This window comes from Sorangium sp. So ce590, from assembly GCF_051521365.1.
In the GTDB taxonomy this organism is placed as follows: domain Bacteria; phylum Myxococcota_A; class Polyangia; order Polyangiales; family Polyangiaceae; genus Sorangium.
Window position 1 is genome coordinate 3,878,695 of sequence record NZ_CP150346.1, and the last position, 23,605, is coordinate 3,902,299.

The window sequence follows — 23,605 nt, forward strand, 5'->3', positions numbered from 1 at the left end:
CCGTTCTCCTTCCTCTCCGACGCCGGCCGCAGGGATCTCGCCTTCGTCGTCGCGGCGCCCGCGGCGACGTCCTCGCCGGGGCGCTCAGGGGTCGCTGTGGACGCGCGGCGCTTCGGGGTACAGCGATCGGAGCCCGCGCCACGCGACGTCGGTCGCGCTCTCCGCGGGCTCGGCGAGATCCCACTCCAGGTAGAGCTTGTCGCCGTCGTAGCAGCCGAAGCTCGTCGAGAGGCAGAGCATCGGCTCGCGCTCGATGGCGTACCCCGTGCGCGCGACGTCGTGCCCGTAGACCGCCACGCGAGCGTCCCGGTCGAGCGCGCGCAGAAAGGCATAGGCGCGCTCGCTCGAGGTGCTCCGCGCCCAGAGCAGCGCGCCGAGCGTCCCCTGCAGGCTCATCTCCGGGAGCGGTATGTCGAGGAACCCGTCGAGCGGGAGCCGCTCCAGGTCCTCCCGGCTCTGGATGCGCGCGTGCGGCGCCGCGTGGAGCATGACCAGCCGGGCCGCGCGTGCGACCGCGACGAACGGCCACCCGCGGAACCAGCTCCGCATCGCCAGCGTGTCCTCCGGACCGAGCAGCTCCTCGAGCCGATGCGCCTCGTCCGGAAAGAACTTCGCCACCACCGGACCCCCCACGTGCGCGTGTTCGTGGTTGCCAAGCAGGTAATGAACCCTGCCGGGGTGCCGTTCCGCGAGGCTCCTCGCCTTTTTCAACAAGGTCACGGAGTCGCCCCGGTAGAATGAGCCCAGGTAGTCGGGCCATTCATCCTCGTCGAGCTCGGGCCCGTGGACCAGGTCGCCCGTAATGACGAGCACCGCGCCGTCAGGGCCGGCCGCCGCCTGGTCGAAGATCTCGGCGATTCGCTCGAAATCCGCGACATTCCCCTGAAAGTCGGTGGCGACGATCAGTCTGCCCCGATCAGGGAGGTCGACGACACGGTGCACGTCTCCAGCATAGCCGAACGTCCCTGCGTTCGCCTCGCGCGAACTGAGCCCGAGCGGAGGCGCCGCGCCGGCCGGCTGCCGATTCACTTGCAATCTGCCAGATCGTCCATGTTTGCTGCAATTCTACAGCGTTACTGTCCCTTGGCGGGGCTTCTCGCCCGGGCTAGGCTCCCAGCTGTATGCAAAACCGGAATCTTTCAGCGTGGGTAGACGAGATCGCGCGCCAGACGCGGCCCGATCGGGTCGTCTTCTGCGACGGCTCGGAGGCGGAGAACCGGACGCTGATCCAGGGGATGCTGAGCGACGGCACGGTCATCGCGCTCAACGAGGAGAAGTACCCCAACTGCTATCTTCACCGGAGCGACCCGACCGACGTCGCCCGGACTGAGCACCTCACGTTCATCTGCACTCGCGATGAAGAGGATACGGGCCCGACGAACAACTGGATGTCGCCGGAGGAGGCCTCGCGGCGGGTCGGGCGGCTGTTCGACGGGGCGATGAAGGGGCGGACGATGTTCGTTGTTCCGTACCTGATGGGCCCCGTCGGGTCGCCCTCGGCGAAGGTTGGAGTCGAGATCACCGATAGTCCTTACGTCGTCGCGAGCATGAGGATCATGACCCGTATGGGCCGGGTCGCGCTCGAGGCGCTGGGCAGCTCCGAGGATTACTGCCGGGGGCTGCACTCGCTCGGAGACCTGAGCCCGGAGCGCCGCTTCGTGTGCCATTTCCCTGCAGAGCGGCTCATCTGGAGCATCGGCTCCGGGTACGGGGGCAACGCGTTGCTCGGGAAGAAGTGTTTCGCGCTGCGCATCGCGAGCACGATGGCGCGCGACGAGGGCTGGCTCGCGGAGCACATGCTCATCCTCGGCCTTGAGGACCCGGAGGGCCGCGTGACGTACGTCTGCGCGGCGTTCCCGAGCGCCTGCGGGAAGACGAACCTCGCCATGCTCGTGCCGCCGGCGTCGCAGAAGGGCTGGAAGGTATGGACGGTCGGCGACGACATTGCCTGGCTGCGGATCGGCCCGGACGGCCGGCTCTGGGCGATCAACCCCGAGGCCGGCTTCTTCGGCGTGGCGCCGGGGACGAGCTCAAGGACGAACCCGAACGCCCTGGCGACGCTGGCCAGGAACTCGATCTTCACGAACGTGGCGCTCACGCCGGAGCGGACGCCGTGGTGGGAGGGCTTCGACGGTCCTGCGCCGCCGGTCCTCACCGACTGGAGGGGCCGCCGGTGGACGCCGGACACAAAGGAGCCGGCGGCGCACCCGAACAGCCGTTTCACGTCGCCGGCCCGCCAGTGCCCATCCATCTCGCCGGCGTTCGAGGCGCCGGCGGGCGTGCCGATCTCGGCCATCATCTTCGGTGGCCGGCGCGCGCGGCTCGCGCCGCTCGTCTGCGAGGCGCGCGACTGGGCCCACGGGGTCTACCTGGGCGCGACGATGGCCTCCGAGACGACCGCCGCGGCCACGGGCCAGGTCGGGGTCGTCCGCCGCGATCCGATGGCGATGCGCCCCTTCTGTGGGTACAACATGGGCGATTACTTCCGGCACTGGATCGAGCTCGGCCAGGGTCGCGCGGCGTTCCCGAAGATCTTCCACGTGAACTGGTTCCGGCAGGGCGAGTCGGGCAAGTTCCTCTGGCCCGGCTTCGGCGAGAATCTCCGCGTCCTCCGCTGGATCCACGCGCGCGTGAACGGGAAGGCGCAGGGACGCGAGACGCCGGTCGGGATCATGCCCACGGACGGCGAGCTCGATACGAGCGGCCTCGACCTGAACGACGAGGTGATGCGCGAGCTCTTCGCCATCGACCGCGACGGGTGGCTGGAGGAAGCGCGCGATCGCGAGGCGTTCCTGGAGTCGTTCGGCGCGCGCATTCCCGAGGCGCTGCTCCGGGAGAACCGGGATCTCGTGGCCCGGATGCAGGCGTGAGCTAGCGCCGTCCCCCCGGGCGACGCATCCGACCCACGCCACCCGCGAGGCCTCGAGCGGCATCGCGCCTGAGGCCGGCCGCCCCCGACCGGAGCGGCCGCCGCCGCGGCGAGCACGTTCTATCCGAGGCGAGCGCGCTCTGTTCGACGCGAGCGCGCCGCGCCGGGAGTCCAGAGAAAGCGGCCTCGCGGTCAGAAGCTTACTGAAAGCCGTCGCGGCCGCGCTCGTCCGTTCTCTGATGAGGACGGTCGGGAATGTCTTGACGCCGGCACAGGTTGGCCCACACAGTTCTTTCAAAGAATTTTGAAACTTTAATGAGCCCTCCCAACGACATCCAGCGCCAGGCGGAGCTGCTCGCTGCGGACGCGATCGGCGACGTCATCGAGCACTGGGGCTTCCGCCGCGTGCTCGGGCGGATCTGGACCGTCCTGTTCATCGCCGGCGGCGCCCTGTCCGCCGCCGAAATCGGTGAACGGCTGCAGGTTTCGTCCGGCGCGATGAGTATGTCGCTGACAGAACTGCAGAGGTGGGGTGTAGTACGAAGGGTATGGAAACCGGGAGAGCGGAAGGAGTTCTTCGAGGCCGAGACGGACTTCTGGAAGATGATTTCCAAAGTGTTCGCCGAGCGCGAGCGGCTCATCGCCGACTCCGTGAGGCAACGCCTCGAGCGGGCGTCCGCGCTGCTCGAGAGCCTGCCTGCCACCGACGCCACCCGGTTCAGCCTCGATCGGGTGGAGCGGCTCCTCTCGTTCGTGATCGTCGCGCAGACGGCGCTCGACGGGTTCATCAAGAGCAGGACCGTGGATTTCTCGCGGTTCGGGGACCTTGTCCGGTTCCCGATCCGGGCCGTTCGGTCCCGGCGAGGCGCCTAGCGGGCTCGTGATTTGGGAGAGCTCGGCCGCTCGTGGGCCCCGCGCGGTGCGGGGAGCGCGTGCGCTCGTGCTTCCAGGTGGAGATGGGATGACTGCGACAACTACGTTTACTGGGACGGTCCAGCGGAGCGATGTCGTCTCGAGCCTCGGAGGCATGTGCGCTGGGCGAGGGCTCGAACCGCTCGCCGCGCGCCTCGCGGAGCTCAGGCGCCTGCTCGACGGGGACCTCGACGACGTCGAGCGCGAGATCGCGAAGGTCGGGCTGGACGGCGAGACGCCGGCGCACCGGAGCGCGCGGCACCTGCTCGGGCTGAACGGCAAGCGGCTGCGGCCGATCTGTGTCGCGCTGGCCTCCCACATCGGGGGCGGCTTCAACGAGGCCGCGCGGACCTTCGCCGTGGCGGTCGAGCTCGTCCACAACGCGACGCTGCTCCACGACGACGTCGTCGACCTCGGCGACCGCCGGCGCGGCGCGGACGCGGCGCGCGTCATCTACGGCAACGCCGCGTCGATCTTCGGCGGCGACTACCTCCTGCTCGAGGCGCTCAGCAAGATCCAGGCGGTGGGCATGCCCGACGTGCTCGAGCGGGTGCTCCAGGTGATTAAGGAGATGGTCGTCGCCGAGGCGCTCCAGCTCGCGTCGCGGGGCCGCGTGCGCACGAGCACGAGCGAGTACTTCCAGATCGTCGACGGCAAGACGGCCTCGCTGTTCCGCTGGGCGATGTTCGCCGGCGCGCGGGCGGGCGGGGTGAGCGAGCCGCTCTGCAAGGCGCTCGAGAGCTTCGGCACGAGCCTCGGCGTCGCGTTCCAGCTCGTCGACGACGTGCTCGACTTCGCGGGCGATCCGGACGCGACCGGCAAGGCGCTGCTCACGGACCTGCGCGAAGGCAAGATGACGTACCCGCTGCTCCTCGCGATGGAGCGCGACCGCGAGCTGACGCCCGCCCTCGAGGCGCACTGCGCGTCGGAGGAGACGGTGGCCCCGCCGGAGCTCGGCCGGCGCATCGCGAAGGTCATGGTCGAGCAGCGCGTCGTGGACGACTGTCTGGAGCTCGCGTCGCGGCTCTGCGGGGACGCGGTGCGGAGCATCGAGCCGCTCCCGGAGAGCCCGGCGAAGGCGGCGCTGGAGGGGGTCGCGATGTCGACGCCCCGGCGGAGGCGGTGAGCGGCGATGACGGATTTCCCGGTACAAGGCGGAGGGCGCGCGCCGCCCTCGCGAGCGCGCGCGGCGCGCGGAGGCGGCCGATGAGCCAGAACGTGTCCAGCCGGATCAGCGGCTTCTACAAGCGGTGCGTCGAGGAGCGGCTCAGCGCGATCCAGGCGCTCGGGCTGCTCGACGAGGACGCGATCGCGCACCTCGCGAGCGGGGGCGGGCTGCCGACGGCGGTGGCCGACCGGATGTGCGAGAACGTCATCGCGACGCACGCGCTCCCGCTCGGTCTGGCGCTGAACTTCCGCGTGAACCAGCGCGACGTGCTGGTGCCGATGGCGGTGGAGGAGCCGAGCGTCATCGCCGCGGCGTCGAACGCGGCGCGCATGGTCCGCCTGTCGGGCGGCTTCTCCGGCGAGGCGGACCCGCCGATCATGACCGCCCAGGTCCAGCTCGACGACGTGCCGGACGCGGAGGCCGCCGCGGGCCGGCTGGAGGCCGCGCGCGCGAGCCTGCTCGCGGCCGGCGACGCGGCGATCCCGAGGATGGTGGCGCGCGGCGGCGGCTGCCGCGATCTCGAGGTGCGCGTCCTGTCGGCGGAGCTCGGCGTGCTCGTGGTGCACCTCTACGTCGAGGTCGGCGACGCCATGGGCGCCAACCTGGTCGACACCGTGGCCGAGGCGGTGGCGCCGCTCGTGCAGCGCATCGCCGGCGGGACGATCGGCCTCCGGATCCTCTCGAACCTGAGCGTCCGCCGCCTCGTGCGCGTGACGGCCGCCGTCGGCGACGACGCGCTCGGCGGCGCGGACGTGGCGAGCGGCATCGCGCGGGCGAGCCGCTTCGCGGAGCTCGATCCGTACCGCGCGACGACCCACAACAAGGGCTTCATGAACGGGCTCGACGCGGCCGCGGTCGCGCTCGGCCAGGACTTCCGAGCGATCGAGGCGGGCGCGCACGCGTACGCATCCCTGAGCGGTCGGTACCGGCCGCTCAGCACGTGGGAGCGCGTCCCCGGCGGGCTCGTGGGCCGCGCGGAGCTGCCGCTCGCCGTCGGGACGGTGGGCGGCTCGACGGTGGTGCACGCCGGCGTGCGCGCCGCGCTGCAGCTCGTGGGCGCGAAGAGCGCGCGCGAGCTCGCGGTGGTGCTGGCCTCCGTCGGGCTCGCCTCGAACCTGGCGGCCCTGCGCGCGCTCGCGAGCGAGGGCATCCAGCGAGGCCACATGCGGCTCCACGAGCGGAAGCGCGCGCTCGCCGTCACGGGGACGGGGAGCGACGAGGCCACCGCGCCGCCGTCCGGCGAGGGCAAGCGGTTCGCGCCCGAGCGGGCCGATGGGTCGCGCGCGGTGCAGCAGGCGGAGGGCGGGACATGAGCCAGACGGATCACGGCGAGGCGCCGCGCGGCGGGCGCCGGTTCGGCACCGGGGAGATGTTCGACGGCATCGCCGAGCGGTACGACCTCTTGAACCGGGTCATCTCGCTGGGGCTCGATCAGGGCTGGCGGCGGCGCGCGGTGCGCTCGCTCGAGCTCGCGCCGGGCGCCACGGTGCTCGACCTGGCGACCGGCACCGCCGACCTCGCCATCGAGATCGCCCGGACGCACGACGTGAAGGTCGTCGGGGTCGACCCGTCGCAGGGGATGCTCGGCGTCGGCCGCCGGAAGGTGGAGGCCGCGGGGCTCGCCGGGCGGATCGAGCTCGAGGTCGGCGACGCGGAGCAGCTGCGGTTCGGCGACGCGAGCCTCGACGGCATCTCGATGGCGTTCGGGATCCGCAACGTCCCCGACCGGGCGCGGGCGCTCCGCGAGATGGCGCGCGTCACGCGGCCCGGCGGGCGCATCGCGATCCTGGAGCTCAGCGAGCCGCGCGGGGGGATCATGGGCAAGCTCGCGCGCTTCCATATCCACACGGTCGTCCCGTACGTCGGCGGCGCGATCTCCGGGCGGGACGAGTACCGGTACCTGCAGGACTCGATCGCGAGGTTCCCCCCTCCGGACGAGTTCGCGGAGCTGATGCGGGGCGCGGGGCTGCGCGTGCTGCGGGTGGAGCCGCTGACGATGGGCGTCGTGTGCCTGTTCGTCGCGACGCCCGAGGGGGCCTGAGGTGCGCGCGGTCGAGGGCAACCGGGGACGGTGATGAGCGGCTCGAACCTCCACTCGGCCTGGGCGCAGCTGTTCGTCCGCGCGCTGGCGCAGGCCGGGGTGCGCGACGTGGTCCTCTGCCCGGGGTCGCGCTCGACGCCGCTCGCGATCGCGGCGGTGGAGAGCGTGGAGGTGCGCTGCCACAGCGTCGTCGACGAGCGCGCCGCGGCGTTCTTCGCGCTCGGGCAGGCGCGCGTCACCGGCCGGCCCAGCGTGTTCGTCTGCACCTCGGGCACCGCCGGCGCCCACGCGCTGCCGGCGATCATCGAGGCGCACCACAGCTTCACCCCGCTCGTCGCGATCACGGCTGACCGCCCGTGGGAGCTCGCCGACGCCGCGGCCTCGCAGACCATCGATCAGACGAAGCTCTTCGGGGACCATGTGCGTCACTTCGCCGAGCTCGGGCTGCCGGATCCGTCGTCCCTCGCGATGCGCGCCGTGGCGCGCATCGCGGCGCAGGCGGTCTCGCGCGCGCTCGCCCCGACACCTGGCCCGGTCCACATCAACGCGCGCTTCCGCAAGCCGCTCGAGCCGGTCGACGCGGCGGGGCCCGAGGCCTGGCAGGCCGAGTGGGAGGCGCAGATGCGCCGCGCCGGGCCGCGGGTCGTGGCGGCGCGCGCCGGGGTCGACGCGCGCGCGACCGAGGAGATCGCGGCGCGGTGCGCGCGCGCCGAGCGGGGGCTCATCGTCTGCGGTCCCGCCCCGAGCCGCGAGGACGACGCGCGCGCGCGCGGCGCGGTGCTCGCGCTGTCGCGGGCGACCGGCTTCCCGGTGCTCGCCGAGGGCACGAGCCAGATCTACTTCGGCGGCCTGGCCGAGGGCGTCGTGATGCCCGCCTCGTTCGATTCGTTCCTCCGCGCGCCCGAGTTCCGCGCGGCGAACGCGCCCGATCTCATCCTCGAACTCGGCGCCCCGCCGACGTCGGGCGGGTACGCGACCTACATCGCCGAGCACGCGGGCTGCCGCCGGTTCGTCGTGGCCGCGCACGGCTGGAACGATCCAACGAGCGCCGCGGCCGCCCTCGTCATGGCCGAGCCTGCCGAGCTGTGCGAGGCGCTCGCGGTCCGCTTCGCCGGGGCGGCGCTGGACCTCGGGCGCGGGCGGCGGGACTGGGCCGCGACGTTCGCGCGCGCCGGCGACGTCGCGGCGGCGCAGTCGGCGCGCGCGTGCGCCGGGGACGAGCTCACCGAGGGCGCGGTCGCCCGGGCGGTGGCGAGCGCGTGCCCGGAGGGCTCGCTGCTCGCGATCGGCAACAGCATGCCGGTGCGCGATCTCGACACGTACTGCCCGCCGTCGGCGCGCGCGCTGCGCGTCCTGCACCAGCGCGGCGCGAGCGGGATCGACGGCCTCGTGTCGGGGGCGGCCGGCGCCCGCGCGGTCGCGGCCGCGCCGCTCACGCTGCTGCTCGGCGATCTCAGCCTGCTGCACGACCTGACCGGGCTGCTGCTCGCCGCGAGGGCAGCGGGAGACGGCGGTGCGCCGCTCGTCATCGTGGTGGTCCAGAACGACGGCGGCCGCATCTTCGAGCACCTCCCCGTCGCCAAGCGCGGCGCCGATCTGCTCGATCGGTGCTTCACCATGCCGCAGCACCTCGACTTCGCGCCCGCGGCGGCGATGTTCGGGCTCGCCTACGAGCGCGCCGGCACCTCCAGCGGGCTCGCCGGCGCCCTCGCGGCCGCGTACCAGCGACCCGGCGCGACGCTGATCGAGGCGGTGGTGCCGCCCCACGACGGCGCCGCCCGCGTCGCGCGGCTCTGGTCCGACGTCCGCCGCGAGGTCGCCGTCCTGAGCAGCGCGCCGGCGGCGGCAGGGGCGGCCGCCGATCTCGAGCCTTCATGAGCGGCGCGCGCGCCGAGAACCCCGAGCTTGCCGAGAGGGATCCACGGTCATGAGCCAGGTCAACGCGAACAGAAGCCCCGGACCCGAGTCCCCGACACCGGCGGCGTCAGGCGAGGAGTCCGCGCGGCGGCGCGATCGCGCCGCCGCGCGCGGGCGCGGCGTCCGCAAGCAGGGGAGGCGCTCGTGAGCGCGGCGGCGGCCTCGCAGGCGGCCGGAGCAGCGGCAGCGGGCGGCGTGCGCCCTGGCTCGTTCCGAGCGTGGCTCCTCGCGTGCCGGCCGGCGACGCTCACGGCCGCGCTCGCGCCGGTGATGGTCGGGACGGCGGTCGCCTACGCGCTCGGCGGCATGCGGCTCGGCCCGGCGCTCTCTGCGCTGGCGGGCGCGATGCTCATCCAGATCGCCACGAACTTCGCGAACGACGTCTTCGATCACGAGAAGGGCGCCGACACGCACGAGCGGCTCGGTCCCACGCGCGCCGTGCAGGCGGGGCTGCTCACGCCGCGTCAGGTGCGCGTCGGGCTCCTCGTCACGATCGCCCTCGCGGCGCCGTTCGGGGTGCACCTTGCGCTCGTGGGCGGGTGGCCCATCGTCGTGATCGGCGTCGCCTCGATCCTCTCCGGCGTCGCGTACACCGGCGGCCCGTACCCGCTTGGCTACCACGGCCTCGGCGATGTGTTCGTGTTCGTGTTCTTCGGCCTCGTCGCCGTCTGCGGGACGGCGTTCGTCCAGCTCGGCTCGGTGCCGCCGCTCGCCTGGGCGGCGGCCGTGCCGGTCGGCGCCATCGCCACCGCCGTGCTCGTCGTCAACAATGTCCGCGATCGCGACACGGACGTCGTCGCCGGCAAGCGCACGCTCGCCGTTCGCTTTGGCCGCAGGGCGGGCGTCCTCGAATACGCGATGCTCCTCGCGGTCGCCTACGCGGTGCCTGTCGCCCTCGCCGTCGGCGAGGGCCGGCGGTGGACGCTCCTCGTCCTCGCGACGTTCCCGCGCGCGGTGCGCCTGCTCCGGGTGCTGGCGACCACCGACGGCCGGCCGCTCAACGACTGCCTCGCCGGGACGGCGAAGCTGCTGCTCGCCTACGCGCTGATCTTCTCGCTGGGCCTCGCGGCCCGGCTGTAGGAACGATGCGCGTCGTCGCCGCCAGCCTTGCGCCACGGGACATCGAGGGCGCGCGCCGGGGCCTCGTGCTGTCGCTCACCGACGACGAGGGGCGCGTCGGCCTGGGCGAGGCCACGCCGCTCCCCGGTTTTTCACCCGACACGGCCGATGAGGACGAGCGCGCGCTCGCCGCGCTGCCCGGGGCGCTCGGCGCGATCGACCTGCCGCTCGAGGACGTGACGTCGACGGCGTCCGCGATCCAGCGCGCGATCGCTCCGCTGTCGCCGCAGCTGCGCGGCCTGCCGGCGGCGCGCTTCGCCCTGGAGACGGCGCTGCTCGATCTGCTCGGCCAGCGCCTCGGCCTCCCGGTGTCGGCGTGCCTCGGCGGACACCGGCGCCATGCCGAGGTCCGGGTCAACGGGCTGCTCACGACCTCGGTCGCCCTGCCGGAGCTGCGCTCGCGCGCTCGCGCGCTCGTCGCGCGAGGCGTCCGGGCGATCAAGGTGAAGCTCCGCTCGCGCGGAGAAGAGGGGTTCGCGCGCGACCTCGAGGCGCTGCGCGCGCTGCGGCAGGAGCACCCGGCCATCGAGCTCCGGCTCGACGCGAACGCGGCCTGGTCGCTGGAGGACGCGCCCCGCCGGCTCGCCCTGCTCGCGCCGCTCGGTCCCCGCTTCGTCGAGCAGCCGGTCGCGCCGGAGCTCCTCCACCTCCTCGGCGCGCGCGAGGTCCCGTGGGCGGCCGACGAGTCGCTCGCCGTCGAGGGCATGCCGGAGCGCCTGCTCGAGGCGGAGGGCTGCGCCGCGTTCATCCTGAAGCCGGCGATGCTCGGCCTCCTGCGCGCGCACGAGCTCGGCCAGAGGGCGCAGGAGCGCGGCCTCGGCGCCGTGGTGACGCACCTCTTCGACGGCCCCGTCGCGCTCGCCGCCTCGTGCGAGCTCGCGCTCGCGCTGCCGCGCCCGCCGCTCGCGTGCGGCCTCGACGCGCACGCCGGCCTGGAGGCGTGGCCCGAGATCTCGATCCCGCAGCTCCGCGAGGGCGGCCTGGTCGTCGCCAGCGAGCAGCCTGGCCTCGGCATCCGACCCTGGACATGGACGGCCTGAGCCTCCTCGAGGCCGTGCGCGATCCTGCGATCGCCGCGCGGACGGCGCTCGTCCATGGCGGCGCCGAGGCCGACGCTCCGCGCGAGATCGACGTCCCCGGCCTCGGCGTCGGCCCCGGCGGCGCCCTCCGCTTCGGCGACTTTGCGCCCGCGGTCGCGGCCGTGTGCGCCCGGCTCGCCCGCGCGGGGGTAGGGCGGGGGGCTCGCGTGGCGCTCGTCGCGCCGAACGCGCTCGGGACCGTCGTCGTCCTCCATGCGCTGCTCGCGCTCGGCGCCGTCCTCGTCCCGATTCACCCGCGGCTCACCGCCGGCGAGGCGGGCGTTCTGATCGACGACGCGCGGCCCGACCTCGTGCTGCGCGAGCCCGCGCTCGCTGCCCTGCTCCATGAGGCCGGACCGGAGATCGCCGCGCTCCGCGATCGCGGGCCGCGCGCCGTCGAGGTCCGGGCGCCGGACCCTTCCGGTGATCTCGCGATCGTCTACACCTCGGGCACCACCGGGCGCCCCAAGGGCGCGGTGCTGCCGCGCCGTGCGTTCCTCGCCGCCGCCGCGGGGAGCGCGGCCAACCTCGGCATGCGCGACGACGATCGCTGGCTGCTCTGCCTGCCGCTCTGCCACGTCGGGGGCCTCTCGATCGTGACGCGCTGCCTGCTCGCGCGGCGCGCCGTCATCCTCGCGCCCCGCTTCGATCCCGCGTCGGTGCTCGCCTCGATCGTCCGCGACCGCGCGACGCTGCTCTCCGTCGTGCCGACCATGCTGCTCGCGCTGCTGGAGGCCGATCGCGACAACGTCCTCGCCCGGCTCCGCGCGGTGCTCGTCGGCGGCGCGGGCGCTCCGGAGCGGGCGCTCGACGAGTGCGCGCGCCGCGGGGTCCCCGCGCTCACCACCTACGGCCTCACCGAGGCGTGCTCGCAGGTCACGGTGCAGCGCCCGCGCGATCCGCGCGCCCGCGAGCCGGGCTCCGGCGCGCCGATCGCCGGCATCGATCTTCGCATCGAGGGCGCCGGCGGCGACGGCGTGGGCCGCATCGAGATCCGCGGCCCGGCGCTGTTCCGCGGCTACTACCGCGGCCCCGCGCGCGCGCCGGAGCTCCAGGTCGACGGCGCCGGATGGTTCAGCACCGGCGATCTCGGCGCGCTCGACGCCGCCGGGCGGCTCCACGTCGCGGCGCGCCGGAGCGACCTCATCGTGACCGGCGGCGAGAACGTCTATCCCGCCGAGGTGGAGCAGGTCCTCGCTTCCTGCGCGGGCGTCGCCGGCGCCGTGGTGTTCGGCGTGCCGGACGCGCGGTGGGGCCACGTCGTCGCGGCGGCGATCGTCCCCGACCAGACCGCGCCCGGCGCGCCGGTCGGCTCCGCGCTCTCGCCCGCGCTGCTCGACGACCTCGCGGCCCTCGTCGCGGCGCGGCTCGCCCCGCACAAGCGCCCGCGGCGTCTCTGCGGCGTCGCGGCGCTCCCGCTGACCTCAGCGGGCAAGCTCGATCGCGCCGGCGCGGCGGCGCAGCTCGCGGCCGCGCTCGCGCCGTTCCCGGCGCGCTAGCGCGCGGCGCCGGCCGCCGGCGCTCGCCGCGGTCATCCGAGCGCGGTGCGCAGCCCGTCCGGGAGCGGACACGGGATGAAGCGCGCCCCGTCGATGCACACGTGCACCGTCTGCCCGATCGCGGCGATCCCGCCCGCGGTCGTCACGCGGTAGCCCACCGTGAACGATGTGTCGCCGAGCTTCGGCGCGAGCACCTCGACCTCGATCGCGTCGCCGAACCGGAGCGGCAGCAGGTAATCGGCCTCGGCGTGGACGAGCGGCAGCTTGATCGCGCCGCCCGCGAGGAGGGCGGGCAGGTCGATGCCCCGCTCCTTCAGCGCGATCATGTACGCGTCGCTGAAGTACTCGAGGACGCGCGGGTAGAAGACGATCCCGGCCGCGTCGACGTCCTGGAAGCGCACGGCGCGGCGCTCCACGGCGAGGCGGGGCGCGGTCTGCTTGAGCTCATCGATGCTGAAGGCGCGCTTCATCGCGCTGCAAGCTAGCGCAGGAGGCGCCGCGCGCGTCACGAGGAGCGCGGCGCGCCGCCGGGAGCGGAGCCCCGCGCTGCCGCACCTCCACGCGCCGGCGCGGCCGGTTTCGCCGGGCAGCCGGCCCGGTGTCACGTGGCCGTTCCGTCCCTTTCTGCTCGCCGCCGTCGCTTTCGCGGTCCATGCTCGCCCCTGATGGCTGACCGATGTCCCGGGGGCCTCGGGCCCGGGTCCCGCAGCCTGGGCCGCGCCACCGGGAAGGACCACGACAGGTGCGCAACGCGACACCTCGGGACCGCCGCGCCGCGCTCCCGCGGCGTGGCCTGCGTGCTCGCTTGCCTCCTGGCAGCGGGCCTCGCGGCGGCGTGCGAGCCTGCGTCGACGTCGCCCCCGACGCCCACGCCCTCCCACAGCCCGCCCATCGCGCCGCTCGCGGCGCTGCCGCGTCCCGCGGTCGCGGAGACCCGAGCGCCGACGGGCGCGGCGCAGGCGTCGAACCCGCTCGGCCTCCCCGCGCACCCGGTCAAGCTCGATCTAGGCCGCCGTGTGTTCACCTTCTCGGACCGGATGCTCGCCGGGGCCAAGCTCGGATCGACGCTCGTGCTCTACGCGGCGACCGTGGTCGGCTTCGAGGGCGACGACCTCATCATCGAGGGGAGGGGGGGACCGTCGTACAAGGTCCACCCGGGCTACGTCGTCCCCGTGCCCGACGCGCCGCGCCTCCGGCCGCACGAGCCGGTGCTCACGGAGTGGAGCGGCGTGATGAAGCACGCCGTCATCACCCGCTTCGTGAAGGACAAGATGGAGGTCCGCTACACCGACATGGACCCGCGGACCCCGCTCGCGCAGCTCAAGGGGGTCCGCTTCGTCGTGCAGACCGAGGGGCTCGCCCCCGGCAACTTCGCCGCATGGAAGGATGGCGAGACGTGGCGCCACGTGCTCCTCGTGTCGCGGCTCGGCAACTCCCCGGCGGAGCCGGGCGCAGTCTTGACATCGCTGCCGAGCAGCTCGGCGCGGTGGTTCGCCCTCGGTTACGGCGGCGCCGCCCTGCTCGCCGACGAATCGGCGCTGCGCCCGCTCCCGGTCAAGCCGCGGCTCAAGATCGGGGCGAGCGTCTGGGCCGAGTGGGTCGGCGCGCTGCGCCCCGCGGTCGTGCAGAGCGCCGAGGAGACGGGGCTGTACACCGTCAAGTTCGAGCGCGCAGGGCGGCCCGTCACGGTCGGCTGGGGGCTGCTCACGCCGCCGCTCGAGCCATAGCCGCGCGCGACGCAGGTGCGCAAGGTGCTACGCGTTTTCGCCCGACATAGAGAGTGGTAAGCGCTGTAGTATGGATCTCAAGAGCGCCTGGCTGATAACGCGCCAGTGGGTTCCTTTCACCCTGAGGACCATGGCCTATGGCACCGTATCGCTGACGCTGGGGCCTCTCACGCCGCAGCGCTCTGCGAGCCTCTGGGCGATGCGGCGCTGGTGCCAGGCGAGCGCACGCGGGCTCGATATCGACCTCCAGGTGAGCGGCCTCGAGAACGTCCCTCCTGGGGTCTTTATCTACTGCTCCAACCATCAGAGCGTGCTCGACATCCTGGCGCTCGGCGCGGTGCTGCCGGGCGACTTCAAGTGGGCAGCGAAGCGCTCTCTCATGAAGATCCCGTTCCTTGGCTGGCACCTCCAGCTCGCGGGCCATGTGCCGGTGGATCGCACGGTCGGCTCCCGCGCCGCGGTCGAGGCGATCTCGCGGTTCGAGCAGGTGCTCCGGAGGGGCAAGCCGCTGCTCGTGTTCCCGGAGGGGACGCGGAGCGAGGACGGCGTGCTCCGGCAGTTCAAGAACGGCGGCTTCTATGCCGCCGTCCGCGCCGGCGTGCCCGTGGTGCCGGTCGCCATCGAGGGCACGCACCTGCTCATGAAGAAGGGGGCGATCGACTCGGGCGACGGCACCCTGCGGCTCGTTCAGGTGCGGGTCGGCGCGCCGATCTCCGTGTGCCCGGACGGCCGCGAGGCAGCGCGGGTGAACGACCTCCGCGAGCGCGCCCAGGCCGCGGTGAGCCAGCTCCTCCGGTCGATCGGCGGTCGCGTCGAGGCACCGGCCGGCGCCGGGGCCGCCTCGGAGCCGCCGGCGAGCGGCGCCCGGACCGAGCAGGCGTCCGGCTGACGCGCCGGCGCGCCCGGATCAATCGCAGAAGCTGGGGAGCTCGTCGATCTCGGCGAGCAGCTCGGCGTAGTCCTCGATACGTCGGCCCCCGCGGGCGTCGTCGTCGAACTTGTAGAGCACGCGCCGCGTGAGGGGTACGCCGGCGTTTTCGTAAGCCTCCGCGTCGGTCGCCGTGTTGCCGAAGGCCCACGCGGGCAGCATCTCCCTCCTGTCGAAGAGCTGCTGCAGCTCCGCTGTCTTGTACTCCGCAGCGGCCTTACCCGTCGCGCCGGTCAGGCCGAGCGTTGTGTGCACGATGCCGGACGGGAAGCCGTAGGCGTCGAGGAAATCGCGCGTTCGCTGGACGAGCCACTCCGGCCGCGCGGTCAGGTACATCGGGCGGTAGCCCTTGGCGACGAGCCGGTGGAACGCCGCCGCGGCGTGCGGCTGAACGCCGGGCAGCTTGCCGACGAGGAGGGAGGTGAACTCCTCGGTCTCCGTGCCGGTCAGCGTCCCATCGACGTCGCTCACGAACATCGGGGCGCCCCGGGGGACGACCTCGAGGAAGAGGTCGGCGCTCGACAGGTCGCCGCGGACGACCATGTGGACCCGGTGCCTGCCCACACCGAGCCGCTGCGCCGCAGGGATCTCGAAGTAGACGCGGCCGCCGTCGTCGCTCACGCCCTCGACCTCGGCGTGCGTCGCGTCCGCTTCCGTCGTGGTCGCCGAGCCGAGGCGCTCCCACTCGCCACCGCAGCCGCGGAGCACATAGATGTCGACCCGCTCACCCTTCAGATCCTTGTCGGTGAGCCCGTAGGCGAACTTCCCGATGATCCACTGTGGCTCATCCAGGGTCAGGTAGAGATCGCGCCCGCGGTGGTTGGGGAACCCAGCAGCGGTGATGATGTACGAAGACGTGTGATTCCATGAGAGCTCCTCGCCCGGATCCGGCGGCGCGGAATCGCACCCGCGAACCAGGTCGCACAGGGGGCCCGGTGGCCCGCCGCCACTCGAGAGGTCGCCGCCCCCACCGCTCGACGGGTCGTCGCCGCTGCCGTCCTGGCCATCACCGCTGCCGTCCTGGCCATCACCGCTGCCGCCCTGGCCATCGCCGGCTCCCTGGCTCGATGAGCCGCCGCCCGGCGGCTCATCGACCGGCGCCCACCCGAGCGTCGCGTCGGCCGATCCGCAGCCGATCGTGAGCATTGTTGTCGCCATGACAAGAAGTATCCTGGTCTGCATCGCGCGCGAGTGTGACGAGTCGACCCCGTCCGAACAACGGCCTTTCCGGTGGATCGACGACCTCGCACGACCTCGCGGCAGATCGCGCTCGCCCCTTGCGCGCGGAGCTGACTCCGGGCAATCGTAGCTGCCCCGACGATGCCCAAGCCCAACCCGAAGGTGCTGCTCCGCCAGGCCGGTGACTACCTCAAGGCTCACCCGGAGGAGATCGTGAGGGCGCTGCGCGGCGCGCTCGGCCTGCGCTTCGGCGTCCCGATCGATGCGCTGCGCTACCTGGCGCGGGAGCTCAGCGGCGGAAAGCGCGCACCCAAGGACATCGTGATCGAGGCCGCGCCCCCCGGCCTGCGCCTCGCGCTCACCGTGAAGGTGATGGGCGCCCCGATCCGGGCCTCGTTCGCCGTCTACGCCGAGGAGCTCGACGTGCGCGCCGACGCCATCCAGGTCGGCCTGCGGATCGCCGACCTCAAGCTCCACGTGATGGGCGACGAGAGCTCGCCGATCGCCGGGCTCATTAACTCGGGGACGATCGATCTCGACAAGCCGGGCAACCTCGTTTCCTTCATGCCGAAGCGGCCCGCCGCGCTGATCGACGCGAAGGATGACAGGATCACCCTGGATCTGCTCAAAATTCCCGCCGTCGGCGGGAATCCGGCGGTCGCGCGGGCGCTGCGCATCTGTGCGCCGGTGCTCGGTGTTCGTGCGCTGAAGACCAAGGATGACCACCTGGACGTGCACCTCAAGGCCACCCCCTCCGGAGTCGCCGCCGCGATCGCCGCGGCGCGCGCGGGCGTCTGAGGGTCTTTCCGGTAGGGGTTGTCGCCCGCTAGACTTCATCGCGCATGTCTCGGCTCCCCGAGCCCTCGCCGGCTGCGCTCTCGCTTCAGTTCCTTGCCGAGATCGCGTCCGGAGCGACCACCCGCGTTGATCTCTGCAGGTCGGTAGGTCCGCACCGGCCCGGGGAGCTGCTCGCCGTCAAGCGTCTGCACCCGCACTTCGCCGAGGACCCGACGGTGTCCACCCGGTTCTTCGACGAGGTGCGCACGACCGCGGCGCTCAAGCACCCGAACGTCGTCGAGGTCGCCGGCTGGGGGACGGACGACCAGGGCTCGTACTTCGCCGTCGAGCTCGTGCAGGGCGTGAGCCTCGCGCGGCTCATGAAGACCGTCTTCGACACGGGCGAGGTCTTCTCCGAGCGGCTCGTCGTCCACATCGGCGCGACGCTCTGCCGCGGGCTCGGCGCGGCGCACGAGCTCCGCTCGCCGAGCGGCGAGCTGCTCAACCTGGTGCACCGCGATCTCACGCCGGGCAACGTGCTCGTCGGGTTCCAGGGCGAGGTGAAGGTCGCCGATTTCGGGCTCGCCAAATCGTCGCTCCGCGTGATGACCACGGCCGTCGGGGCGCGCCGGCGCGTGACGACCTACATGGCGCCGGAGCAGGCCCGCGGGGGCCCCGCCGACAGGCGCTCCGACCTGTTCTCGCTCGGCGTCGTGCTGTTCGAGCTCTTCTCGGGCAAGCACCCGTGGCCGTCGTCGAGCGACTACGAGCTCCTGCGGAACATGACGACGCAGCCCGCGGCCGATCTGCGGGAGCTCCGGCCGAAGATCGACAAGGAGCTCGTCGCGATCGTGATGCGCTGTCTCGAGCGGGACGCGCCCTCGCGCTTCCAGAGCGCGGACGAGATCCTCGCGCGGCTCGAGGGCTGGCTGCACAGCCACGGGTACCTCGAGGGGAACGAGGAGGCGCTCGGCCGGTTCGTGCGGCGCAACGCGATGAGGCAGATGCGCTGGTTCGAGCGCGCCGTCTCCGGCGGCTTCGCCGGGGTCGCCAAGGCGCCGCGCCCCTCGCTTTCGGCCACGACGACGACGCACCCGCGCCGGCCCTCCGCCGACGCCGCGCGAGACAGGGGAGCGAACGCCGCCGACCGGCTCCGCCGGAACGGCGCGGCGCGCGGCCCTGACGACGATGCGACCGACCTCGAGACGCGCGGCGGCGGCACGTCATCGCCGCTGCCGTCGGGCCCCGGCTCGCGCGGAACGGACACGGCGGACGGCAGCTCGCGCCGGCGCGGGACGCTGCCCTCCGAGACGGCCGACGAGAAGACCGTCATCGTCGGGAGCAGCGGCCGCGGGCGCGGCGACCCCGCGTCCAGCAGCTCGGGCGGCGGGCGGCAGCGCGGCAGCCTGCCTTCGTACGGCTCCATCACCGCGCAGGACGCCGAGCCGCGCTCGACGTCCGCGACGACGCCGACGTACGCCGAGCCGCCTCCCTCGATCACCGCCGCGGCCGCGTTCTCCCCGGAGCACGACGCCGGGGCTGCTCCCCTGGCGCAGGGCGCGCCGGAGAGCGCGCAGCAGCTCCACGCGGAGGTCGACCGGCTCACGACCGAGGCGATCCGGAGCCGCGAGGAGGCGCGCTTCGCGGTCGCGCACGCCGAGCGCAAGCTGGCGCTGGCCAAGGTGGCGGCGCACATCTCCGAGATGGCCGCCGAGGTGCTGCGCCTCTCCGCGAGCGCCGGCGCGGAGAGCGCGCAGCGCCGCCTCGACGAGGCGCTCGCGCTCGAGCGGGCGATGCACAAGGTCATGTCGGCGCCGCTCACGCTCGCGCCCGAGACGACCGCGCTGCCTGTCGCGTGGGGCAACGAGCGGCAAGTCATCCTCGCCCAGCTCGGCCTCGAGCACCTCGCGCCCCCCGCGCCGCCGTCGCCCCCCGCCCTCGGCGCCCCCTCGCCTGGGCTCCCTCCGGGGCCTCGGGACGCCGGCGCGGCCCCGCAGATCGCGGCAGCGGCCGGCGCGAACGGGGGCGCTGCGGGCACACCGACCGCTGCGTTCGCCGTCCAGGGCGACGCGTCCGGCCCCGACACGCGGGCCAACCCGCCGAGCTCCGTGGAGGCGGTCGCGTTCCAGGCCAGCCTCCGGCCGATGCTCCTCGGGGTACCGCGCGCGCTCGCCCTCGCGGTCGCGGCGGCGGCCTTCATGGCGTTCGTCCTGCTGGCCTGGCTCTATTCCTGACGCGCCGGCGCGCCGCGCCGAGGAGCCCGCCTCGCGCGGGCGTGCACGTCGAGAGCCCGCTCTTGCGCGGGCGCGCAGCGCCGAGACGTCGCTTGATCCTGGCGGGGCACGGCGGTTACCGTCCTAGGATCATGAGCGAGCAAGGCGACTGGGTGCTGATCGGCCTGGACGAGAACATGGCGCGCCGGCAGGGGATCCCCGCGCGCATGCCGGTGCCTCGGGGCGAGTTCGAGGGGTTGGCCGACAAGGGCCTCAGCATCGACGCCGCCCGCAAGTGGATCAAGGACTTCCTCACGAGCTCCGAGCCCGGCAAGAGCGGTGTCTGGCGCAAGCAGAACAGCACGCTCGTCTCGCAGTTCGAGGCCTTCCTCGACAAGACGCCGGTCTGGGAGCGCGCGCAGAAGGCCTTCGGCGAGCGCGACTACGAGAAGGCGATCTCGGCGCTCAAGCGCATCGTCACCATGGACCCCGACGACCACGCCGCGCGGCTGAACCTCGCCTCGGCGCAGGCCAACATGGGCGACCACCCCGCGGCGCTGAAGAGCTTCCAGGCGATCCGGAAGACGTTCCAGGGGGACGCCGACTATCACGTGGCGGTCGGGCAGGTGCACCTGGCCATGCAGAAGAAGGACGCCGCCCTCGACGAGATGGTGCTCGCGCTCGAGGCGAAGCCCGACTGCCAGCCGGCGCTCGACGCGATGGTGCAGCTCGGGGTCCTCGTGCCGATCTACGAGAACCCGCGCGACGCGGCCTCGCTTGTCTACGTGCGCTCCGACGCGGTGCTCGACTACCTCACGGGCCAGTGGGACGCAGCGCCGCGCGACAGCGCCTTCTATCTCGAGCAGCTCGCCTACCACGAGCGCGAGCTCCGCCACGACGTCGCGCTGGCCGCCGCCGACCGCGCCGTCTCTGGCGAGGGCGAGGGCGAGGGCGTCGAGCGAGCGCACCTCGCGCGGATCGCCGCCCTCCGATCGCTCGGGCGCATCGACGAGGCGCTCGCCGCGGCCGAGGCGCTCGTGAAGACGGCGCCGTCCTCGTCCGGCGCGTGGGTCGAGCTCGCGAAGTGCCTCTCCCAGGCCGGCCGCGGCGAGGAGGCGCCCGCCGCGATCGAGCGCGCGCTCGAGAGCGACCCCGGCGACCTCGCCGCGCTCTCGCTCCGGTTCTGGCCGAGCGACCCCGCGGACATCCAGAAGGTCAACGCGGCGATCCCCGCGCTCGCCGCCTTCGTCGCCGCGCACCCCGACAGCGCCGGCGCGCGCCGCTCGCTCGCCCGCGCCGAGCTCGTCGCGGGCCGGATCGACGACGCGCTCGCCGGCTTCGCCGCGGCCGTCGCGCTCGCGCCCGAGGACGACGATCTCAGGGCCGAGTACTGGAGCGAGCTCGGAAAGCAGCAGCGGTACCAGGAGATCATCGCCGACGCCGGGAGGCTCTCGGATCTCGCGAAGCGCGACTGGAAGCTGCGCTGGAACGAGGCCGAGGCCTACGCCGCCCTCGGCAAGAACATCGAGGCGCGGGCGGCGTTCTCGGCCATCAACTTCGACGAGTCGCTGCACGTCGACGTGCGCCGCAGGGCCAAGCGCGCCGTCAAGACGATGGACGAGACGCCGCCGGTCGTGACGTGACGCGAGGGCCCCGGTCGTGACGTGACGCCGGGGCGCCGGCGGCGCGCGCTCAGAGCGAGCCGGAGACGCCGAGGCCGAGGGTGTCGCCGGTGACGATCGGCTTCACGGAGAGGGCGACGTCGTTGCGGACGAGCTTCTTCTGCGGCGCGGCGAGGCCGCCGATGAACATGGCAGCGCCGGCGACCTGAGCCAGCCCGTCGACCATGAGGACGAAGACGCCGCCGCCCTTCGCGTCGGACGTGCCGATCGTGATGAAGGGGCCGGCGAGGGGGATGTAGAGCGGGATGTAGCTCTCTCCGGTGCCGCCGCTCGCGCGATCCGCGCTCTCCGCGACGAGCCCGACCATCGCCGAGAGGATGTACGTGACGCCGAACGTCACGGCGCCGCCGATGATCAGGCCGCGGCGCGCCCTCTCCTCGACGCGGTAGCCCTCGGGGACCGCCTGCCCTTCCTCGTAGTTCATGATCCTCGGGCCGACGGGATACGTGCTGGAAGGCTGGGCGTATCCGGGCGGCGGGGCATACCCAGGAGGGGGGGCGTATCCGGGCGGCGGGTAGTAGCCGGGCTGCTGCCCGTAGGCGGCGCCGTACGTCGGAGGAGCTCCATAGGGCGCGGCCTGCGGCTGCGCTCCGGCAGGAGCGGGCTCAACCGGAGGGGGCGCCTGCGCGAAGGCGGAGGAGGCGCCGAGCAGGAGTGCGGCGAGAGATGCTGCGCTGGCGAAGAGGGCTCGCGATGGGTGCGCCGAGGCGCCCTGTCCGGGATAGATGTGCATGGTCTACGACGCTAACGCAGCTCGCGCGCAAAGGTCCAGACGAGCGCAGGATCCCGCTCTGCCGCATGTGTGCTCTCGGGCGCCGCGCGGCCTCCATCCCGGGCCCGGTCCGAGCGACGCCGCGAGCGACGCCCGGGCCCGCGGTGGTCGAGCGAGGCGCGCCGCCGTGCCTTGCGCGCGGTCGACCGGCGGAACGGGCCGCGCAGCGGCGTGTCCGGCGGCGCCTAGACGCGCGTGCGCGCGTGCTCCAGCGGCTGGCTCGCGAGCGCGCCGTCGTCCTTGCGCGGCTCGAGCGCCGGCGCGTGGTGGTCCTCCACGAGCTGCGGGGTCTCTCCCGTGATCAGGCGCGAGGCGCGCTGGTAGGTCAGGTACGACAGGGCCCACGAGAACAGCACGAGGAACCGGCTGCGGAAGCCGATCAGGAACACGATGTGGACGAAGAGCCACGCGAGCCACGCCGGGAACCCGGAGAGCTTCACCTTGCCGAAGTCGGCGACCGCAGCGGCCCGCCCGATCGTCGCCATCGCGCCCTTGTCGCGGTACCGGAACGGCAGCCGCGGCAGCCCCCGCACGGTGCGCGCGATGTTGCGCGCGGCGTGGCGGCCTGCCTGGATCGCCGCGGGCGCCACGCCCGGCACGGGCGTCCCGTCCTCCTGCTTCAGCGACGCGAGATCGCCGACGACGTAGACGTCCTCGTGGCCGGGCACGGTCAGGTCCGGCGCAACCAGCACGCGCCCTGCCCGGTCGAGCGGCACGCCGAGGCTGCGGGCGAGGGGTGACGCTGCGACGCCGGCCCCCCAGAGCACGGTCTTGGCCTCGATCCGTTTGTCGCCGATCGAGACCCCCTCGTCGTCGATCTCGGTGACGAGGCAGCGCGTATGCACCTCCACGTTGAGCGCCGCCAGCTGCTCTCGCGCCTTCTCGCCCAGCTCCGGGACGTACGATGGCAGGACCTGCCCTGCGCCCTCCACGAGGAGGATGCGCGCTTCGCGCGGGTTGATGCGCCGGAAGTCGTGCAGGAGCGTGTGCCGCGCGAGCTCCGAGAGGGCCCCGGCGAGCTCGACGCCCGTCGGGCCCCCGCCGACCACCACGAACGTCATCCAGGCGCGCCGCCGCGCCGGATCGGGCTCGCGCTCGGCCGCCTCGAAGGCGAGGAGGACGCGCCGCCGTATCTGGAGCGCATCCTCGATGGTCTTCAGCCCGGGCGCGAACGGCGCCCACTCATCGTGCCCGAAGTAGGAGTGCGACGCCCCGGCCGCCACGATCAGCTTGTCGTAGCCGAGCTCGCCGTCCTCCAAGATCACCCGCTTCTGCGCCGGGTCGATCGCCGTCGCCTCGGCGAGGAGCACGCTCGTGTTCTTCTGCTTGCGGAGCACGCGCCGGATGGGCGCGGCGATGTCGCTCGGGTTCAGGCCTGCGGTGGCGACCTGATACAGGAGGGGCTGGAACGTGTGGTGGTTGCGCCGGTCGATCACGGTCACCCGCACCGGCTCGCGCCGGAGCGCCTTCGCCGCGTAGAGACCGCCGAAGCCGGCGCCGAGGATGACCACGTGCTCCATGCCGTGGCCCTGTTACCTGTGAGCTATCTCAGCAAGCGGGGTTACATAAAATCGCGCGCTTTGACCTTGGACGTGCGGGTCGCGTTCTTCAACCGGGCGAGGGATGGGCGGAGAGACGTCGCTCGCGTTCCTCGCCCGGCGGCGTCGCCCGCCATGCGTCTGGCGGCGCTCGCTTCCGCCTGCCTGGTGGCAGGCAAGCGGGG

The 23,605-nt window shown here is 73.3% G+C and carries 19 protein-coding genes; 14 read left to right on the top strand and 5 right to left on the bottom strand.

Annotated features, from left to right (window positions below; all coding sequences use genetic code 11):
* Positions 1–84: 84 nt before the first annotated feature.
* On the bottom strand, positions 85–942 hold the full coding sequence (locus WMF28_RS14660; RefSeq protein ID WP_437602844.1) for a metallophosphoesterase: 858 nt from the start codon (positions 940–942) through the stop codon (positions 85–87).
* Positions 943–1,121: 179 nt separating this feature from the next.
* On the opposite strand from WMF28_RS14660, the gene WMF28_RS14665 reads away from it, so the two are divergent.
* From WMF28_RS14665 to WMF28_RS14705, 9 genes are all read left to right on the top strand, one after another.
* Positions 1,122–2,870 carry a phosphoenolpyruvate carboxykinase (GTP) gene (locus WMF28_RS14665; protein ID WP_437602846.1) on the top strand — a complete coding sequence of 583 codons (1,749 nt, stop codon included), beginning with the start codon at positions 1,122–1,124 and terminating at the stop codon, positions 2,868–2,870.
* Positions 2,871–3,145: 275 nt separating this feature from the next.
* Positions 3,146–3,742, top strand: a complete 597-nt coding sequence (locus WMF28_RS14670) for a GbsR/MarR family transcriptional regulator (protein ID WP_437602847.1) — start codon at positions 3,146–3,148, stop codon at positions 3,740–3,742.
* A gap of 88 nt (positions 3,743–3,830) precedes the next feature.
* Positions 3,831–4,907 (top strand): polyprenyl synthetase family protein, encoded by a 1,077-nt coding sequence (locus tag WMF28_RS14675; protein WP_437602848.1) that lies wholly within the window; start codon positions 3,831–3,833, stop codon positions 4,905–4,907.
* A gap of 80 nt (positions 4,908–4,987) precedes the next feature.
* Complete coding sequence (locus tag WMF28_RS14680) at positions 4,988–6,262, top strand: hydroxymethylglutaryl-CoA reductase, degradative (RefSeq protein ID WP_437602849.1); 1,275 nt, start codon at positions 4,988–4,990, stop codon at positions 6,260–6,262.
* Positions 6,259–6,990, top strand: coding sequence for a bifunctional demethylmenaquinone methyltransferase/2-methoxy-6-polyprenyl-1,4-benzoquinol methylase UbiE (ubiE, locus tag WMF28_RS14685; protein ID WP_437602850.1), 732 nt, complete (start codon positions 6,259–6,261; stop codon positions 6,988–6,990). Before WMF28_RS14680 ends, ubiE begins: the two co-directional genes overlap by 4 nt.
* 33 nt (positions 6,991–7,023) lie before the next feature.
* Entirely contained in the window at positions 7,024–8,868 is a 1,845-nt protein-coding gene (gene menD / locus WMF28_RS14690) for a 2-succinyl-5-enolpyruvyl-6-hydroxy-3-cyclohexene-1-carboxylic-acid synthase (RefSeq protein ID WP_437602851.1), read from the top strand.
* Positions 8,869–9,051: 183 nt separating this feature from the next.
* Positions 9,052–9,987 carry a 1,4-dihydroxy-2-naphthoate polyprenyltransferase gene (locus WMF28_RS14695; RefSeq protein ID WP_437602852.1) on the top strand — a complete coding sequence of 312 codons (936 nt, stop codon included), beginning with the start codon at positions 9,052–9,054 and terminating at the stop codon, positions 9,985–9,987.
* Between the two features lie 5 nt (positions 9,988–9,992).
* Positions 9,993–11,066 carry a mandelate racemase/muconate lactonizing enzyme family protein gene (locus WMF28_RS14700; protein ID WP_437602853.1) on the top strand — a complete coding sequence of 358 codons (1,074 nt, stop codon included), beginning with the start codon at positions 9,993–9,995 and terminating at the stop codon, positions 11,064–11,066.
* Positions 11,054–12,604, top strand: a complete 1,551-nt coding sequence (locus WMF28_RS14705; RefSeq protein WP_437602854.1) for an AMP-binding protein — start codon at positions 11,054–11,056, stop codon at positions 12,602–12,604. Before WMF28_RS14700 ends, WMF28_RS14705 begins: the two co-directional genes overlap by 13 nt.
* A gap of 32 nt (positions 12,605–12,636) precedes the next feature.
* On the opposite strand, the gene WMF28_RS14710 is transcribed toward WMF28_RS14705, so the two are convergent.
* Positions 12,637–13,074: an acyl-CoA thioesterase gene (locus tag WMF28_RS14710; protein WP_437602855.1), complete on the bottom strand. Its 438-nt coding sequence runs from the start codon at positions 13,072–13,074 to the stop codon at positions 12,637–12,639.
* A gap of 327 nt (positions 13,075–13,401) precedes the next feature.
* Between WMF28_RS14710 and WMF28_RS14715 the strand changes: the two genes are divergently transcribed.
* Both WMF28_RS14715 and WMF28_RS14720 read left to right on the top strand, forming a co-directional pair.
* Positions 13,402–14,331 (top strand): hypothetical protein, encoded by a 930-nt coding sequence (locus WMF28_RS14715; protein WP_437602856.1) that lies wholly within the window; start codon positions 13,402–13,404, stop codon positions 14,329–14,331.
* Positions 14,332–14,401: 70 nt separating this feature from the next.
* Positions 14,402–15,220, top strand: coding sequence for a lysophospholipid acyltransferase family protein (locus WMF28_RS14720; RefSeq protein ID WP_437602857.1), 819 nt, complete (start codon positions 14,402–14,404; stop codon positions 15,218–15,220).
* 18 nt (positions 15,221–15,238) lie between these two features.
* On the opposite strand, the gene WMF28_RS14725 is transcribed toward WMF28_RS14720, so the two are convergent.
* Positions 15,239–16,417 carry a lipin/Ned1/Smp2 family protein gene (locus tag WMF28_RS14725; protein ID WP_437602858.1) on the bottom strand — a complete coding sequence of 393 codons (1,179 nt, stop codon included), beginning with the start codon at positions 16,415–16,417 and terminating at the stop codon, positions 15,239–15,241.
* 162 nt (positions 16,418–16,579) lie between these two features.
* Between WMF28_RS14725 and WMF28_RS14730 the strand changes: the two genes are divergently transcribed.
* The 3 genes from WMF28_RS14730 (at position 16,580) to WMF28_RS14740 (ending at position 21,071) form a co-directional block, all read left to right on the top strand.
* Positions 16,580–17,236 carry a hypothetical protein gene (locus tag WMF28_RS14730; RefSeq protein ID WP_437491385.1) on the top strand — a complete coding sequence of 219 codons (657 nt, stop codon included), beginning with the start codon at positions 16,580–16,582 and terminating at the stop codon, positions 17,234–17,236.
* A gap of 44 nt (positions 17,237–17,280) precedes the next feature.
* Positions 17,281–19,449 (top strand): serine/threonine protein kinase, encoded by a 2,169-nt coding sequence (locus WMF28_RS14735; RefSeq protein WP_437602859.1) that lies wholly within the window; start codon positions 17,281–17,283, stop codon positions 19,447–19,449.
* Positions 19,450–19,580: 131 nt separating this feature from the next.
* Positions 19,581–21,071, top strand: a complete 1,491-nt coding sequence (locus tag WMF28_RS14740; protein ID WP_437602861.1) for a tetratricopeptide repeat protein — start codon at positions 19,581–19,583, stop codon at positions 21,069–21,071.
* Positions 21,072–21,120: 49 nt separating this feature from the next.
* Here the strand turns inward: WMF28_RS14740 and WMF28_RS14745 are convergent, their stop codons facing one another.
* Positions 21,121–21,843 carry a hypothetical protein gene (locus WMF28_RS14745; protein WP_437602862.1) on the bottom strand — a complete coding sequence of 241 codons (723 nt, stop codon included), beginning with the start codon at positions 21,841–21,843 and terminating at the stop codon, positions 21,121–21,123.
* Positions 21,844–22,067: 224 nt separating this feature from the next.
* Positions 22,068–23,402 (bottom strand): NAD(P)/FAD-dependent oxidoreductase, encoded by a 1,335-nt coding sequence (locus WMF28_RS14750; protein WP_437602863.1) that lies wholly within the window; start codon positions 23,400–23,402, stop codon positions 22,068–22,070.
* Between the last annotated feature and the right edge of the window lie 203 nt (positions 23,403–23,605).